The organism is Neobacillus sp. Soil_C_43 (assembly GCF_057656715.1).
The window spans coordinates 96,694-112,657 of the sequence record NZ_JBDGJV010000007.1 but is presented as its reverse complement, the minus strand read 5'-3'; the positions used below and the strand labels follow the sequence as shown (position 1 = coordinate 112,657).

Here is a 15,964-nt window from a genome sequence, read left to right as displayed (position 1 = left end):
TATTTTTAAAAGTAAAGGCTGTCAGATTACCGACAGCCTTTCCCCGATTTGTTATTAAGCGCCTTTTTTCTTCTTGTTGCTTGGGTCATCTAGTTTAGGGAAGTTGCCTTTTTTCACTTCTTCTTCATACCACTCTGTGTAGTGTTCTTTAGCCCACCAAGCAGGGACCTTTCCTGTGACAACACCGGAATAGCCTGGTCTTGAGTTTTTATGAACGACACTCAAATAAATATGTCCAACAACAACAGCAATGGCTAGGCCAAAGCCTAAGTTGTGGAAGAAGTAGCCCCACTGAACGACAGCTCTTGGGAAAAATTGTGGGAACCACATTGGAAATCCAGATCCAATAATCATAATCGCCGTAACAATTTGGATGATCGAGTTGATCTTCTCACCAGCGTTAAAGAATGTTTGTCTGACATGCTTAAAATTAAAGCCAAAAAGTTCTTTAACAAATTCTGTGAAAAATTGAAGATCTCTTTTTTTCCAGGTAATAAGCTCTTTCATCCAGCGCTTAAAGCCAGTAAAGTCAAAAATCACCCAAATAACGGTAGGCGTAACAAATGCAACTGCAAAGATTCGGTGAAGAAGACGTGCTCCTTCTGGACCGCCCAAAACGGGATACAACCAGTCGAAGAATTCCGTGTACATAGGCAGTGCCGTAATATAGAGTGCAAAGAATGATAGGGCATTGACGGCGTGTGCCCAGACAAAGGCCTTCGAAAACCGCTTTACTTGGACGGCTGGCTTTTGTTTTTTACTCATGGCTACCACCTCCATCTTGCTTCTCGTCTTTGCCTTCTTTATTAAATAAACGGTTGGTAATGAACGCACCTACAACAGCCATCGTTGTCGCACCAAGCATCATTTTACCGATTGGCTGTGCGTAATCCTTCCAAGCCACCGCAGAGGTAGGAACCTTTGGATTTTCCGGTAACCCATATACAGATGGTCTCTCTGCCAGCACATATACAGTGTGTGTGCCGCCTACCCCTTGTGGGTTGTATACCATGGCATTAGGGTAACGATCCTTGATTTCCTTCACGCGCTTTTCTGCTTTTTGAATCATAGCCTCGGCATCACCAAACTCCATCGCTCCCGTGTGACAGGTGGTTACGCAGGCAGGTTGAAGGCCTTCATCTAAACGATCCGTACACATCGTGCACTTATGCGACTTCTTGTACTCCTTGCCATTTTTATCTTTATAAGTCTTTAAAGAAATAACCTCAAATGGACAGTTTTGAACACAATAGCCACAACCCACACACTTGTCTTGATCAATGACCACGGAGCCATACTTTGTATAGCTGATGGCATTTTCCGGACACACCTTTTCACAGGCTGCATCTGTACAATGGAAGCAGGAAGAGTGGCGGAATAGATATTCTAAATCACCTTTGCCATTTTCATGCTCAATATATTGCAAGACATTCCATGTATCTGCTGTTGTTTTCGCATGGGATTGCACACTTCCTTGGAACTCCGTTGGCTCCGCCGGAAGGTCGTTCCAGTTTTTACAGGCCACCATACAGGCACGACAGCCGTCACACTTCGTTACGTCGACATATTTTACATATTTCGTCATTAGTCCGCCCTCCTAACATCACAGAGGAATGCTTTAAATTCAGGGATCATTGTATTGGCATCCCCAATATGTGGAGTCAGGCGGTTGGCTGTATCTCCTGTAGCAAATCCTTTATAGCCAAAGTGCCATGGCATTCCAATTTCATGGACCTTCTTACCGTTCGTGAGGATTGGCTTAAAGCGTTTCGTTACCATCGCGTAGGCTTTAATTTCCCCTCGTGCGGAGCTGACAACGATTTTATCTTTATTCTTGATGCCTTTTTCTTTAGCAAGCTCTTCGCTCATTTCAATAAACATATGACCTGCTAGTTCGGAAAGCCATTCTTGATTCCTTGTCATGGAGCCAGACTGCCAGTGTTCACTTACACGGTAGGTGGTTGCTATAATCGGGAATTTCTTTTTATCGCCTTTTTTATTAAAGTCACCTTCAATGACCACTACTGCTGGATTTAATTGAACCTTAGAAAAAGCATTCGCCACTGGGCTTTCGAATGGCTCATAATGCTCTGGGAATGGACCATCATTCAAGGTTGGTGCAAATAATAGAGCGACTCCATCTTTGTTCATCATGAATGCGCCTGTTCCGCCTGGCTCTGTTGGCCCTAACACTGGTTTAAAGTCTGGGACGTCATTTCCGACCCATTTTTTCTGAGCAGCATCCCACCAGATGACCGCCTTTTCCTTACTCCATGGCTGACCACTAGGATCGGCTGCTGCACGATTGTAAAGAATTCGACGGTTGGAAGGCCATGCATACGACCAGTTCAAATAGTTCTCGCCGCCCGTGTCTTTGTTATCGCGGTTCTTGGATTTGTTTTTGCCTTCTTCAGGATAGAAGCCGGAATAAATCCAGTTACCACTTGAAGTGGTTCCATCATCTAGTAAAGCACCAAAACCAGCGATTAATTTACCTGTTTTCAAGTCATAGCCATTGATTTCTTTAGCAACTAGGTCAATATCAGGTACATCCCCTATTCCATAGTTCCAATCTAGAGCTAAGAACGGCTTGTCTGCTGATTTAAGACTGTTCGCATATAAAGATTTTAGTTTTAAGGCTAATTCATGAATGATATCAAGGTCTGGTCTTGCTTCGCCCCGTGAATCAATCGCTTTCCAGCGATATTGCATCCAGCGAGAGCTGTTTGATATACTACCTTCTTTTTCAAAAGAAGCAGAGGCTGGAAGTAAGAATACTTCTGTGTTGATTTTTGCTGGGTTACTGCCTGCTTCTTTTTGCCAGAAAGCAGACGTTTCCGTTTCCCAAAGGTCAATGGCTACCAACCATTTAAGGTTACCGAGGGCTTCTTTTTCTTTTCCTGCATTCGGTCCGCCGACCACTGGGTTCGTACCGAATAGGAACGCGCCGTCTAACTCACCCTTATACATCGCGTTAAATAAATTGATGTGAGAATAGTTTTTGTTTCCTTTTGGCAGGAATTGATAGCCAAACTCATTTTCTTTTGTTGCGGTTGCACCATACCAAGCTTTTAGTAAGCTAACTACAAATTTCGGTTTATTGCTCCAGTAGCCTGTTTTTGGTGTTTCTTTGTCCAGGTAGCCTTTAAGGGTAGCATGCTCTGGAACAGTGGCTTTAGGTGCACCAAGGTAGCCCGTTAAGTTATCAAATAATAGGCCAAAGTCAGTTGAACCTTGTACATTGGATTCACCGCGCATCGCGTTGATTCCGCCGCCAGGTAAACCGATGTTGCCTAATAGAAGCTGTAAGATCGCATAAATACGGACGTTTTGAGAGCCGACTGTATGCTGGGTTGTGCCCATTGCATACATGATGGTACCTGCTTTTCCCACCTTTGCGGTAGAGCAGAAGGCTTCACACACCTTTAAGTAATCTTCTTTTGGAGTTCCTGTGACCGTTGTTACCGTTTTTACATCATATCGGGAATAGTGTTTCTTCATTAGCTGGAATACGGAGCGCGGATGAGTTAATGATGCATCCTTCACTGGTTTCCCGTCTTCTGTAGTTTCTATTGCCCATTTTGTTTTGTCATATGCCCGTTTTGCTTCATCGTATCCGGAGAACAGGCCATCGTTAAAGTCATAACCCTCTTTCACGATGAAAGCGGCATTTGTATAGTTAACAACATACTCTTTGTGGATGAGATTGTTTTCTAATGCATAATTAATCATCCCGCCAATGAACGGAATATCCGTACCGGAGCGAAGCGGAGCATACACATCTGCCTGTGCCGACGTTCTAGTGTAACGTGGGTCCACACTGACGATCTTGCCGCCTTTTTCCTTTGCTTTTGTCAGCCATCTAAAGCTAATCGGATGATTTTCTGCAGGGTTTGCCCCAATAATCAACGCACAATCAGTATGCTGCAGATCATTCCAATGGTTAGTCATTGCTCCACGACCAAATGTAGGTGCCAGACCGGCAACCGTAGAACTATGTCATATTCGTGCCTGGTGCTCTAAATAGGTTACACCAAGCCCTCTCATTAATTTTGATAGCAAATAAGTTTCTTCGTTATCAAGTGCTGCGCCGCCAAGGCTTGCAATCTTTTCTGTTTTATTCACGGTGATGCCATTTTCAACTTCAACAAATGAACTGTCGCGTGTTTCTTTTGTTCGTTTGGCAATGGTGTCTAGCATCCAATCCCATTCTTTTACCTCCCACTTATCGCTTCCTGGAGCACGATAAAGTGGTTTGGTTAATCGTTTTTCAGATGTATATAATTGTCTTAATGTGGTTCCTTTGCTACAAAGCTTACCTTCGTTAATTGGGTTATCCGGATCCCCTTCCGTATAAACCACAGTATTATCTTTGGTGTGAACGAGGATTCCACATCCGACACCACAGTAGCAGCAAATGGTTGGTGTTACAGTAGCTTTGGCAATTTTGAATTCTTTTGTATTCGCGTAGGCCTTCTTTTCATTAAAGCCCAGTTCAACAACAGCAAGAGTAGCTGCAGTCGCACCTGATAGCTTTAAAAATTGCCGGCGATTTAAGTTCATTTCAACCATCACTAATCTCCTTCCCAAAATTGATTAGAACATCCCGTATTTCTCTCTCTATTTCTCTTCATCATTTACTCTACGTTATGAATTCCCCCCTTCAATGCTTCTCTCTAATGGCAACTCGGCCGTTACATCATTGATCACTCGACCATTAGTGGTATACACCGTGGCCATTTTCCCTCTTAAATAGCCAATCACCTCAATATTTAAAAATTTTGCCAGTTGTACAGCCTGCTTGGTGGCTGCCGTACGTGAACCGATAACAGGAAAGCCAAATTTCGCTGCTTTTGAGAGCATTTCATATGAAACCCTGCCGGTTGTGAGTAATATTAACCTTTCGGGCTGTAACCGTTTTCTTATTGCGTAGCCAATAATTTTGTCTACGGCATTATGACGTCCAATATCTTCACGAATTGTCAACATGCCCTCTTCATCAATAATGCAGGCTCCATGCATACCGCCTGTCTCCAGGTAAAGATCTGAATTCTGGGCAAATTCACTTCTCTTTTTTAAGAGATAGCTTAATTGATAAGTCTTATCCGAGGCGACTCTATCAAAATTCTTCACATCTGTCATAGAAAAGAAGGTAACTCCTCTACCACACCCCGCGGTATAATGCTTCTTTTTTGAAAAAACTTGTTCTTCGTCAAAATGGGAGCTGAGAGAAACGTGAATGCTGCCCATTTCCTCATTGATTAAGATGGATTCAATATCACTTGCTTCCTGGATAAATCCTTCAGAAAACAAATATCCATAGGTCCAATCCTCTAGGTCGTATTTGGTTAGTTGAAAAACGGCTATTTCAAAACCGTTTATGATTAAGGAAATTGGATATTCATCGGGACAACCCTTGCGGTTCATTGATTCCCCTCCCCACCTAAGATTTTTCTTTGTTTAATCATTGTAAAAATAGGAGCAACTCCAACACAGCGACATTTGTCACTTTGTCGAAAAATATCAGACGTCCCTATGTATTCATCGTACTTTCGTCGCATTTTTTTGAAAGTAATATTTATCACGCTAAATGCATGCAAATAGTACAAATGGTCTAATTGTCATTTTTCTGTCAAGGATTGACCTTTTTAACCGAACAAACAAAAGACAGTGCAACATTTATGTTATATTTTTGGAAATGAATTATAATAAGAAAGGCAGATACATTGAAGGAGGAGAGTACATAATGACAATTAAAAAAGTAATGACGATTGCAGGATCTGATACGAGCGGCGGCGCAGGCATTCAAGCGGATTTAAAGACATTCCAAGAGCTTGGCGTTTACGGCATGACGGCGTTAACAACGATTGTAACCATGGATCCAAAGGATTGGCACCACAGTGTGTTTCCCATTGCAGTAGATACATTAGAGACTCAATTGGAAACTGTTCTATCCGTTGGAATTGACGCGATGAAAACAGGAATGCTTGGAACCGTTGAAATTATTGAATTAGCTGCAAGAAAAATTGATGAAAACAAGTTGGAAAAAGTAGTCATTGATCCGGTAATGGTTTGTAAAGGCGAAGATGAGGTATTGAATCCGGAGACAACAGATGCGATGCGCGAATTTCTTTTACCACGTGCCTTAGTCGTTACGCCTAACCTTTTTGAAGCAGGACAGCTTGCTGGAATGAAGACACCGCGTACCGTTGATGAAATGAAAGAAGCAGCTGTGAAAATTCATGAGCAGGGTGCTAAATTTGTGTTAATTAAGGGCGGCAGCAAGCTTCACTCTGAAGAAAAAGCGGTTGACCTGCTGTATGATGGGAAGGAATTTAAGCTTTACGAGTCTGAAAAATTTGAAACAACATATACGCACGGCGCAGGCTGTACGTATTCGTCGGCTATTACGGCAGAACTGGCAAAAGGGAAATCTGTCTATGATGCAGTAGATGTGGCGAAGGAATTTATTACTGCTGCTATTCAGCAAGGCTTCCGCTTAAACCAATTTGTTGGTCCGACTTGGCACGGTGCGTACCGTGGCGGCGCTGTTACCGAGTACTGTGAAGATTGTGAATAAATAAGTTCAAGAGAGGTTGGCGTTAAGTGCAACCTCTTTTTTTAAGCATTCATTTCGCATTTTTTAAATGATTTTAGTATGATAGTTACATTATTAAATAAGAATAGTTTATAGATTCTGCTTGTGGATCAAAGGGAAGGAGGTCATCAGGCATGGAGTTAGTGGAGTTAAGCCGTGTCCAAGAGGCCATTAATGGCTTTGCAAACAAAGATGTTTATATTCACCTTGAAACAACCAATGGTGCTTATGCATCACATAAGGATCAATCTTTCTTTTCCGCTGGAGCCTATATTCGTAACGCCCTTGTTCGTTATGAATTGGGAAAGATTACAGGAAATGGTCCGTATCGCGTCGGTCTAAAGATCTACCTTGGTTGGATTTACGCAGAGGGGATTACCCACTTTGAAATCGACGAAGAGAACCATCTATTATTAGCCGGCCATGACCATGAAGGAAAGCTGGCCGTTGCCCTTGAAATCAGCCATACTCCATTTGAGTAAGGAGTGCTGAACAGTTATCTCGGAAAGGAGAATGAACTATGAAAAAAGAGCGCCATGTCTTGGTTGTTTTTCCTCACCCTGATGATGAGGCTTTTGGTGTATCAGGTACGATTGCGACTCATGTTCAGAATGGAACTCCTGTTACCTATGCTTGTTTAACATTAGGGGAAATGGGAAGAAATATGGGCAATCCCCCTTTTACCAATCGGGAAAATCTTCCTAAAATACGAAAGCAGGAATTGAAGGAGGCTGCCCGCGTATTGGGTATTCAAGACCTCCGCATGCTTGGTTTCCGTGATAAAACGATTGAATTTGAAGATGATGCGAAGTTAACGGACACAATGTCAGCCTTAATTGACGAACTGAATCCATCGTTAATTATCACTTTTTATCCAGGCTATTCCGTCCATCCGGACCACGATGCCACCGGTGCGGCGGTTGTGAGAGCGGTTGAGAAGATGCCTGCCGCTGTAAGGCCGACCTTACACTGTGTCGCTTTCTCTAATAATTGTGTCGAAGAGCTTGGGGAACCGGATATTATCAATAATATCACGCCTGTAGGCCAAACAAAGCTCGCAGCCATCCAAGCACACCGTTCGCAGACAGAGCAGATGTTTATTGGTATGGAAGAGAAGCTGAAAAATCAAGACCCACAAGTCATGATTTGGATCAATAACGAACGTTTTTGGACCTATAAGTTTGCAAACTAACAGCCCTTCGCGCACGAAGGGCTTTTTTCATTGTGTTTTGTTACTTGTTTCTCTTTCCTTTGACTTTTTGGGTAACGTAGACTGTTTCTACGTTACCCTTTTCCCTTTTTCTTGGCCTGTTCGGTCACGTAGACTGTTTCTACGTCTTCACTGTTGCCACAGGGAAAAAGCAAACGGTCTCGTAGTGGCGTTCTATGCGACCGTTGTCACTGGAAAAAATAGCAAACGGTCTCGTAGTGGCGTTCTATGCGACCGTTGCCTCTCGAAAAAATGGCAAACGGTCTCGTAGTGGCGTTCTATGCGACCGTTGCCTCTCGAAAAAATGGTAAAAGGTCTCGTAGTGGCGTTCTATGCGACCGTTGCCTCTCGAAAAAATGGCAAACGGTCTCGTAGTGGCGTTCTACGTTACCCTTTTTCTTACCCTGTTCGGTAACGTAAACCACCTCTACACAATCTCACTTCTACAACAATGCCTATTCTAATACTCTCGATGCAGCAGCGTACAAAGACCGCACCAATCCAAAATAACAATTTTTCTAGACTTTAAGTCAATTAATCCCTCTTTCTTCAACTTCGAAAACACGCGGCTGACGCTTTCCCGAGTTGTTCCCACCACCGTCGCAAACTCCTGAACAGTCAAAGGAATTTCAATATCCCATCTTCCTCTATCTGTGTTAAACTTCTCCCCAAGCCGTTCAAGAGTCTTCACCGTTTTTGCATACACATCCAACAAAGCAACATCTCGTAACTGAGACGTCATCTCCCTTAAACTATCACTCATATAGCGAATCATTTGCATTGCAAGCTCAGGTTCATTATATAAATCCCTCTCTAATTCCAGTTTATCCAAGAACAGAATCTCTCCGTCCTGCAGCATCGTGGCTGTTGCCGGATACTTAGCCGTTTTTTGCGTAAACAAACCCGCCTCAGCAAACACATCCCCTTTTTGCTTCACGCAAACAATGATCTCATTGCCGTTCTCGTCCTGCTTTGTCAGCTTCACCGCGCCCAAACGGACAAAATAAACCCCTCTCGCAATCTCATCCTCTGAAATAATCCTGGTCCCTTTTTTAAAGGTAAAAGTCTGAATCCGTTTTTCAATGACTTGCAGAGATTTAGGCGATAAATCCTTAAAGATGACAATTTTCCGCAGTAGATCGACATGCTTCCCCTCTTGATAAACCGATAAATGTAGATCCTTTAAACACTCCGACTCACTCACTTTCCCCACCACCTCTTCATTCACTCATTTCTACCATTCATTGTAAGTAAGTTCCAACGAAGATGTAGTGACGAGATTCACAAAACGTTCATTTTTTTAAAACCGCAACAAAACAGGACTTTACTATCCCATTCACAAAACGTTCATAAACAAAAATAAAACTGTGCTGTACATCACAATTTTCCGGTTGCAATCCCTTTAGGATGAAGGTGTTCATTTGATAAAAAGGAGGGGACAGAATGAATAAGGCAATTTTAAGCTTCGTCATAAGCGCAGTACTTGGCTTTGGTCTTGGCTACCTAGTTTTCGGCGTCATTATGGGCACTTCTGAACAGCCATCACAAACAGCCCAAACAGAAACAAAGGCCACAACCGAAACCAAAGAAGAAAGTACCGCTGCTAAAGAAACAAGCAGTGCTGTTAGCGAAGACAATATCCTTAATAAAAAAGGATGCCTAGGCTGCCACAGTGTTGAAGCTCTTAATTTAAAAGGTGGTGCAGTAGGACCAGACCTTTCACAGGCATTTGTTAACGTTGAAGGTAAGCATGGCAAGCCAATTGAAGAATTCCTGAAACAACCAACATCAGCTGTTATGTCAGGAGTCATTGGCAAAAGTCCACTAACAGATGATGAACGGAAGCAAGTATTAGACCTTCTGAAACAAGCATCTGAAGCAAAATAATTGGAAAAGGTGGTGTCAAAGGATATGAAAAAATGGATTCCGATTGCATCGGGACTGCTCGCAGGGTTTGTAGCAGCTACGATTTCATTTGCTGATTTTTCAGCAAAAACGAATACGGAAGCTTCTTCAACCAACAAGAGCGACGCAGAAAAGGTATATGTTCCATTCGGTAAAAAGGATGATTATTACTTATTTGCATCTGGAGGTCACTCTGGACAAATGTTCATTTACGGGGTTCCATCCATGCGTCATATCAGAACCATTCCGGTTTTCTCGCCAGATTCTGCAACCGGCTATGGCTTTGATGAGCATTCAAAAAAATTAATGGGTGACTACACTTGGGGTGACCTTCACCATCCAGCGTTCTCTGAAACAAAGGGTGACTACGATGGTAAATACATGTTTGCGACAGACGTCGGTAATAGCCGTGCGGCCGCAATGGACTTAAAAACCTTTACCGTAAAGGACATTATTAAAGTGCCAAATACGAGCGGACCACACTGTGCGGCCTTCGTTACTGAAAACACAGAGTACATGTTCCTGCCAACTCGTTTCGCCGTACCGCTTGGTTCCGCCTACGAATCACTTGATGACTACAGCACAAAGTACCGCGGCGTGATGTCTGCCGTCACCTTTGACCAAAACAAAGAAAAGCTAAATATTGCCTATCAGGTTGCCCTGCCGCCATGGTCCTATGACCTTTCTGATGCTGGTAAAAAGAGCTCCGCTGATTGGGCTGTTATGACGACTTACAATACAGAAGAGTCAACAACAAATCTTGAAATTAATGCCTCACAAGCGGACCGTGATTTTATCGTTCTTTTTAACTGGAAAGAGCTTGAGAAAATGGTCAAGGACGGCAAGTACACGGATGTTGGCGGACAAAAGATGATCTTCCCTGAGAAACAAAAGGGTGGTATTTACTTAATTCCGGTTGCCAAATCTCCACATGGTGTGGACGTTACACCAGATGGGAAACGCTTCATCGCTTCAGGGAAGTTAGCACCAACAATGACCGTATTCTCGTTTGAAAAAGCTTTTAAAGCAGTAGAAAACAAAGACTTCTCTGGTGAAAGAAATGGGATTCCAATCCTTAATTACAAATCCGTCATGGAACGAGAAGTAAATCCAGAAAACGCACTTGGACCACTTCATACTCAATTTGATGACAAAGGCATGGCCTATACAACCATGTTCATATCTTCTGAAATCGTTAAATGGGACCCTAACACTGGTAAAACACTAGACCGTGTACCTGTTCAGTATTCTCCAGGACACTCTGTTGCAGCAGAAGGTGACACAGTGGCACCGGACGGAAAATGGCTCGTTGCTCTCAATAAAATTGCGAAAGACAGCTATTTATCTGTCGGACCTTCACACCCTGAATCTATGCAGTTAATCGACATCAGCGGCAAGATGAAGGTGATTCAATCAGCACCTGTAAATCCTGAACCACACTATGCTCAAATGATTAAGGCAGATAAGATTAAAACCATTAATGTGTATCCGAAGGATGCAAAGAATAAGGACGCTGTGTACAAAAAAGATGAAGCAAAAATTGTTCGTAAAGGAAACGAAGTCCATGTGTATGGGATCGCCATGCGTTCAAAATTCGTCTTTGATGCAAAAGCCAAACGCCCAGATGTCATCGAGGTTAATGAAGGCGACCACGTCTTCATCCACTTAACCAATATTGATTTCGATGAGGATATTACACACGGATTTGCCATCAACAGCTATAACTTAAATATGGAAGTACAACCAGGGCAGACCAACACTATGGAATTTGTTGCAAACAAAGCAGGAACTTACCCGCTTTATTGCACAAACTTCTGCTCAGCCTTACACCAAGAAATGACTGGTTACTTCCTAGTCAAACCTAAGAAGTAAAAAGTGAATGATGGGTATCAATTTTAGCAATTGATACCCACATCCTTTTATCTATTTATCACTATATTAGGAGTGGTTAACTTGATTGGTAGTAGTAAAAAATTATCATTGGTATCTGCTTTACTGTTAGGTGTTTCCGCTATATTGATTGCCGTCTCATTATTTTTCCCATGGTGGAAAATGGTGTTTATCGCACCGCAATATCCGGAAGGCTTGAATATCATCGTCTATCCTAACAAGCTCGAAGGACAAATTGATATTGTCAACGGCTTAAACCATTACATCGGGATGGCCAACTTCAGTGAAGAAAATTTCCCTGAATTATCCTATCTACCCTATCTAATCGGAGGTTTAGCAGCTCTTACTCTATTAACAGCGTTGCTACGAAAAAAATCTGTCCTCTATGGATTGATTAGCATATTCGTCATCGGCGGTGCACTTGGGGTCATTGACCTGCATGCTGCCTTGAAAAAATTTGGTACCAACCTAAGTCCTGAAGCACCGATTAAAATTGATGCCTTTGTGCCACCTATTTTAGGGCATAACACCATCGCAAACTTCCAAACGACGAGCCTACTCGGCTTGGGAACGTATTTGGTCATTGCGGCTTTTATTCTCTTACTCATTCCGTTATGGAAGGATCGAAAGTAAAATGAAAAAATTAACGCTCCTATCTCTAGTTTTTTTTCTTTTTATCTTGATAAAACCAGAAAAAAATATGGCGGCCGAAAATTTGCAAGCAATCATCGACAGCTTGAAAGAGGGGGCGGTTTTGAAGCTTGAAAATAAAACCTATGAGGGCAATATCGTCATTACCAAACCATTGACCATCATTGGGGTTAAAAATACCGTGATTAAAGGAGACGGAACGGGGAACGTCATTTCCATCAAGGCTCCTCATGTCAAGTTAAGCCATCTAACCGTGACCCATGGAAGTTTGAACCGAAATTCGAGTGAAGAATATGCGGCCATTAAGGTTTATACCGACAACAATATCGTGGAACATATCCACATCCGCCATTCCTTTCACGGGATTTATCTGAGCCAGGCTCACCACAATAAAATCCGCTATAACGATATTAAAGGCCTGGGCAAGGGCGAGATCGCCGCTCAAGGAAACGGCCTGCATGTTTATTACGCTAACGATAATCTCTTAGAGAAAAACACGATTGAAGGCACCCGTGACGGGATGTTCTTCGAATATGCCAACAATAATCACAGCTATGAAAATAACATTAGCAACACACGGTACGGCCTGCATTACATGTATTCCGATGATAATATCTTCAAAAAAAATATTTTTACGATGAATACTGGCGGTGCGGCCATCATGAACTCGAACCATCTGAAACTAGAAGATAATCAATTTATCGTTAACTATGGAAACCAATCGTTTGGCTTATTACTTCTTCAAGCCAATGATAATTATATAGCTCATAACACGTTTTACATGAACCAACGCGGCATGTACATTGACCAGGCAACAAGAAACATCATTAAAGGAAACCGAATCATCCAAAACCAAATTGGGATTGAACTTTGGGCCAGTTCCAATGACCAAACGTTCACCTTAAACCGAATCTCCGAAAATACCATTCCTGTGGTCACCATAGGGGGCACAGGCGGCAACAATACGTGGAGTAAAAATGGGAAGGGAAATGACTGGGGAACCGCTTTTCCACTCACAGACTTAAACCAGAACGGCATCGGCGACTTTGGGGTAACCTATCACTCTTCTCTCCATCAGCTGATTGAGGACCAGGAATTAACCTTTTTATTTTTAAAAAGTCCTGCCATTAAAATCTATGAAAAAATAAATGCAACTTTAACGAACGACGAGGTCATGTTTACGGACCCACATCCGTTAGCAGCTGAAAAAAGCAGTCATTTACCTGTTCTACTCACTGTTATCGGCCTGCTGGTGATTTTCATTTTATTAAAAGGGAGACATTTACTATGCATTACATTTGGAAGGAATGGAAGGAAAATATAAGAGGAAAAGGACTATGGCTATCATTAAGTATCATCGTTCTCATTTCAATCAGTATATTGTTTCGTTCCTCTGTCCTTTCATTTGATAAAGGCTTTTATGTTCTCTTAATCAATCTATTTGATACAATTATTTACTTTATCCCAATCCTTTGCTTATTCATCGGGGCCTTCTCCATTTTTCAGGAAAAGGAACAAAAAACGTTGATCATGTTACTAACGAAAAAAGACAATTTTTCTACCTTCTTCGTTAAAAAAAGTCTGGGACTGTATACCGTGGTTTTAGTCCCGCTTCTAGCTTGGTTTTTCTTCTATTTACTATTGTTAAAGTTTAATTTCCAGCTTGATATGAAAGGCTATCTTATTTTTGTAGTGGCCATTACCTGTTTAGCCTTAGTGTTTTTACAAATGGGTGCAGCCATTGGCAGCTTCAGCCGTTCGCGGATGCAGATTATCGGTTATACCATTTTCGTCTGGTTTTACTTCTTCTTTTTACATGATTTTATCTTGCTCTCATTTTTACCAGACGTGACCCATGAAAATGTAGAACTCTTTTCATCGGCCTACTTTTTAAATCCATTGCAGGCAGTGAGGATGTTCCTCGAGACGGGAATGGGCGTGTATTCCTTCGGCCATATGTCACGACTCCTGCAGGCCTTTATGTGGACGAATCCCGCATTCTTTTTACTGGGAAATCTAGCGTTTTGGCTTATGGTTTCCTACTCAACTGCCATTTTGTTCAACCGGAAGGAGGGGTATGAATGATTAAAGTAACAAATTTAAACCAATCCTTCGGGAAAAAGCTTGTATTAGATGCAGTTACTCTTGAGATTCATAAGAATGAAATTTGTGCCCTTGTCGGCCGCAATGGGGCCGGTAAATCAACCTTAATTAATAGTCTTCTAGGGCTCTTACCCGTTAAGCAAGGGACGATTACTATTAATGGGGCTGAGGTGACGAAGAAAAATAACGAATGGAAAAACGCCATTGCTTATTTACCGGAAAAATTTATGCTCTATCCCATGCTGACAGGCCTTGAGAATATGACCTTTTTTGCAGAAGCGGTGTTTAAACAAGCGGATGCGGAACGTATTCAACAGGTGTTGACCGCCGTGAGGCTGTGGGACGACCGCGATGTTCAGGTAAAGAAATATTCCAAGGGAATGTTGCAGCGCCTCGGTCTGGCGATTACCTTGTATCAAGATTCATCTATTCTGATTCTAGATGAACCGACAAGTGGCATTGATCCCATGGGGCGAAAGGAAATCTTAGAGGTGTTAGGCTCTCTTCAGGATAAAACTATTTTGCTCTCCTCTCACCATTTGGATGAAATTAAGCAGGTATGTACTCATGTGGCTTATTTAAATGATGGAAAAATGGAAAAGTATACAGTAGAGGAATTTTTAAACACTCATAACCTAGGAGGAATCGGCTCATGAAGACACGAACCATGCTCGTCTTACTTATGCTTCTCAGTTTAATAACCGGCTGCAGCAGTGGTCCTGATTATACAATCGATGTGACGAAGGAGCTTTACTATCAAAAGGATACCGCTATGCCGTTTGATATAAAGGTAACGGATAATAAGAAAGCTGTTAAAGGATTGGAGGTTTCCGCGCAATTATCGATGACCAATATGGATCATGGATCGTACGACGTCACATTTGCGGAAGGCAAAAATGGTACGTACTCTGGTAAAGTGAATCTACCTATGAGCGGCAAATATGAAGTAGCGTTTACGTTAGAAAAAGACGGGAAAAAGACAGAAAAGGTCATCGACATTAACGTAACGAAGCCTAAGGGAGTAGCCAAAATCAACGGAGAATGGGTTACGAATGAGGATGTAGCCTTCTATCAATTCATTAATAATCTGCAGCTGGAAATTAACCGTGAGGCAGCGAAGAAGAAATACACAGGTAAGCAATTAGAGGAAGAATTAGCCTACTTAGAATCGCAGGAGAAAGTAAACAACAATAAGAATCAAGTCTTAACACAAATTATCCGACTCCGCTCCATGGCGATGCTTGCGAACGAAAAAGGTCATCAGGCAACGGCTGCCGAAGTGGATGCGGCCTTGGGTAAGGCCCGCGAACAGTATAACCAGTATGAATCTGCTAAAAGGTTAATTGCTGATTATGGTGAAGAGAAGTTTTGGTCGACTGAAAAACAGCAATACCAGATGATTGTTCTTGCGCAAAAGGTCCAAAAAGACCTGATTGCAAAGGTCAAAAAGGAAAACCCAACCTTCGGCGAGCAGGAAGTCTACTTCCAAGCTCAAAAACAATACGAAGAACTCCTCGTCTCCCAAGTCAACTCATTGAAAATTGAAATTTTGTAAGGTGGCAGAGATTATTATTGCGAAAAGTTAATAATGAAAGACAGAAATCCCG

Annotated in this window: 15 protein-coding genes and 1 pseudogene; 10 read left to right on the top strand and 6 right to left on the bottom strand. The window is 42.2% G+C overall.

All coding sequences use genetic code 11. The features are described from left to right. Nucleotides 1-54 precede the first annotated feature (54 nt). From AC3A54_RS11650 to fdhD, 5 genes and pseudogenes are all read right to left on the bottom strand, one after another. Complete coding sequence (locus AC3A54_RS11650; protein ID WP_335544183.1) at nt 55-765, bottom strand: formate dehydrogenase subunit gamma; 711 nt, start codon at nt 763-765, stop codon at nt 55-57. Next, entirely contained in the window at nt 758-1,585 is an 828-nt protein-coding gene (locus AC3A54_RS11645; RefSeq protein WP_487654586.1) for a 4Fe-4S dicluster domain-containing protein, read from the bottom strand. Before AC3A54_RS11645 ends, AC3A54_RS11650 begins: the two co-directional genes overlap by 8 nt. Further along, a pseudogene (fdnG, locus tag AC3A54_RS11640) lies at nt 1,585-3,987 on the bottom strand (formate dehydrogenase-N subunit alpha); the annotation flags it as partial. The pseudogene fdnG and the gene AC3A54_RS11645, both read right to left, overlap by 1 nt. A gap of 12 nt (nt 3,988-3,999) precedes the next feature. Further along, a complete protein-coding gene (locus AC3A54_RS11635) occupies nt 4,000-4,572 on the bottom strand; it encodes a twin-arginine translocation signal domain-containing protein (protein WP_487654585.1) in 573 nt (190 codons plus the stop codon). A 75-nt stretch (nt 4,573-4,647) separates the two neighbouring features. Next, nucleotides 4,648-5,427 carry a formate dehydrogenase accessory sulfurtransferase FdhD gene (gene fdhD, locus AC3A54_RS11630; RefSeq protein WP_335544185.1) on the bottom strand — a complete coding sequence of 260 codons (780 nt, stop codon included), beginning with the start codon at nt 5,425-5,427 and terminating at the stop codon, nt 4,648-4,650. Nucleotides 5,428-5,746: 319 nt separating this feature from the next. Here fdhD and pdxK point away from each other — a divergent pair, with 319 nt between their 5' ends. The 3 genes from pdxK to bshB2 all read left to right on the top strand — a co-directional run bounded on the left by pdxK (nt 5,747) and on the right by bshB2 (nt 7,790). After that, nucleotides 5,747-6,580 (top strand): pyridoxine/pyridoxal/pyridoxamine kinase, encoded by an 834-nt coding sequence (gene pdxK, locus AC3A54_RS11625; RefSeq protein ID WP_335544186.1) that lies wholly within the window; start codon nt 5,747-5,749, stop codon nt 6,578-6,580. A gap of 152 nt (nt 6,581-6,732) precedes the next feature. Then, nucleotides 6,733-7,080 carry a YojF family protein gene (locus AC3A54_RS11620; RefSeq protein WP_487654584.1) on the top strand — a complete coding sequence of 116 codons (348 nt, stop codon included), beginning with the start codon at nt 6,733-6,735 and terminating at the stop codon, nt 7,078-7,080. Between the two features lie 38 nt (nt 7,081-7,118). Further along, entirely contained in the window at nt 7,119-7,790 is a 672-nt protein-coding gene (gene bshB2 / locus AC3A54_RS11615; RefSeq protein ID WP_487654583.1) for a bacillithiol biosynthesis deacetylase BshB2, read from the top strand. Between the two features lie 478 nt (nt 7,791-8,268). Here the strand turns inward: bshB2 and AC3A54_RS11610 are convergent, their stop codons facing one another. Then, nucleotides 8,269-9,012, bottom strand: coding sequence for a Crp/Fnr family transcriptional regulator (locus tag AC3A54_RS11610; RefSeq protein WP_487654582.1), 744 nt, complete (start codon nt 9,010-9,012; stop codon nt 8,269-8,271). Nucleotides 9,013-9,251: 239 nt separating this feature from the next. Here AC3A54_RS11610 and AC3A54_RS11605 point away from each other — a divergent pair, with 239 nt between their 5' ends. The 7 genes from AC3A54_RS11605 (at nt 9,252) to AC3A54_RS11575 (ending at nt 15,912) form a co-directional block, all read left to right on the top strand. Next, complete coding sequence (locus AC3A54_RS11605; protein WP_487654581.1) at nt 9,252-9,695, top strand: cytochrome C; 444 nt, start codon at nt 9,252-9,254, stop codon at nt 9,693-9,695. 24 nt (nt 9,696-9,719) lie between these two features. After that, on the top strand, nt 9,720-11,585 hold the full coding sequence (gene nosZ, locus AC3A54_RS11600; RefSeq protein WP_487654580.1) for a Sec-dependent nitrous-oxide reductase: 1,866 nt from the start codon (nt 9,720-9,722) through the stop codon (nt 11,583-11,585). Nucleotides 11,586-11,666: 81 nt separating this feature from the next. After that, nucleotides 11,667-12,236, top strand: a complete 570-nt coding sequence (locus AC3A54_RS11595) for a hypothetical protein (protein WP_487654579.1) — start codon at nt 11,667-11,669, stop codon at nt 12,234-12,236. 1 nt (nt 12,237) lies between these two features. Next, the gene (gene nosD, locus AC3A54_RS11590; protein WP_487654578.1) at nt 12,238-13,578 is read left to right on the top strand and encodes a nitrous oxide reductase family maturation protein NosD; all 1,341 of its coding nucleotides are present in this window, start codon (nt 12,238-12,240) and stop codon (nt 13,576-13,578) included. After that, complete coding sequence (locus AC3A54_RS11585; protein WP_487654577.1) at nt 13,542-14,339, top strand: ABC transporter permease; 798 nt, start codon at nt 13,542-13,544, stop codon at nt 14,337-14,339. The genes nosD and AC3A54_RS11585 overlap by 37 nt, the downstream gene beginning before the upstream one ends. Further along, nucleotides 14,336-15,013, top strand: coding sequence for an ABC transporter ATP-binding protein (locus AC3A54_RS11580; protein ID WP_487654576.1), 678 nt, complete (start codon nt 14,336-14,338; stop codon nt 15,011-15,013). The genes AC3A54_RS11585 and AC3A54_RS11580 overlap by 4 nt, the downstream gene beginning before the upstream one ends. Next, a complete protein-coding gene (locus AC3A54_RS11575; protein WP_487654575.1) occupies nt 15,010-15,912 on the top strand; it encodes a FixH family protein in 903 nt (300 codons plus the stop codon). The genes AC3A54_RS11580 and AC3A54_RS11575 overlap by 4 nt, the downstream gene beginning before the upstream one ends. Nucleotides 15,913-15,964 lie beyond the last annotated feature (52 nt).

Excerpts from the sequence above, each read along its gene's own strand:
- nosD (WP_487654578.1), top strand. The coding sequence starts at position 12,238 with ATGAAAAAATTAACGCTCCTATCTCTAGTTTTTTTTCTTTTTATCTTG.
- AC3A54_RS11650 (WP_335544183.1), bottom strand. The coding sequence starts at position 765 with ATGAGTAAAAAACAAAAGCCAGCCGTCCAAGTAAAGCGGTTTTCGAAG.
- AC3A54_RS11575 (WP_487654575.1), top strand. The coding sequence starts at position 15,010 with ATGAAGACACGAACCATGCTCGTCTTACTTATGCTTCTCAGTTTAATA.
- AC3A54_RS11580 (WP_487654576.1), top strand. The coding sequence starts at position 14,336 with ATGATTAAAGTAACAAATTTAAACCAATCCTTCGGGAAAAAGCTTGTA.
- AC3A54_RS11620 (WP_487654584.1), top strand. The coding sequence starts at position 6,733 with ATGGAGTTAGTGGAGTTAAGCCGTGTCCAAGAGGCCATTAATGGCTTT.
- AC3A54_RS11635 (WP_487654585.1), bottom strand. The coding sequence starts at position 4,572 with ATGGTTGAAATGAACTTAAATCGCCGGCAATTTTTAAAGCTATCAGGT.
- bshB2 (WP_487654583.1), top strand. The coding sequence starts at position 7,119 with ATGAAAAAAGAGCGCCATGTCTTGGTTGTTTTTCCTCACCCTGATGAT.
- AC3A54_RS11605 (WP_487654581.1), top strand. The coding sequence starts at position 9,252 with ATGAATAAGGCAATTTTAAGCTTCGTCATAAGCGCAGTACTTGGCTTT.
- fdhD (WP_335544185.1), bottom strand. The coding sequence starts at position 5,427 with ATGAACCGCAAGGGTTGTCCCGATGAATATCCAATTTCCTTAATCATA.
- pdxK (WP_335544186.1), top strand. The coding sequence starts at position 5,747 with ATGACAATTAAAAAAGTAATGACGATTGCAGGATCTGATACGAGCGGC.
- AC3A54_RS11645 (WP_487654586.1), bottom strand. The coding sequence starts at position 1,585 with ATGACGAAATATGTAAAATATGTCGACGTAACGAAGTGTGACGGCTGT.
- nosZ (WP_487654580.1), top strand. The coding sequence starts at position 9,720 with ATGAAAAAATGGATTCCGATTGCATCGGGACTGCTCGCAGGGTTTGTA.
- AC3A54_RS11585 (WP_487654577.1), top strand. The coding sequence starts at position 13,542 with ATGCATTACATTTGGAAGGAATGGAAGGAAAATATAAGAGGAAAAGGA.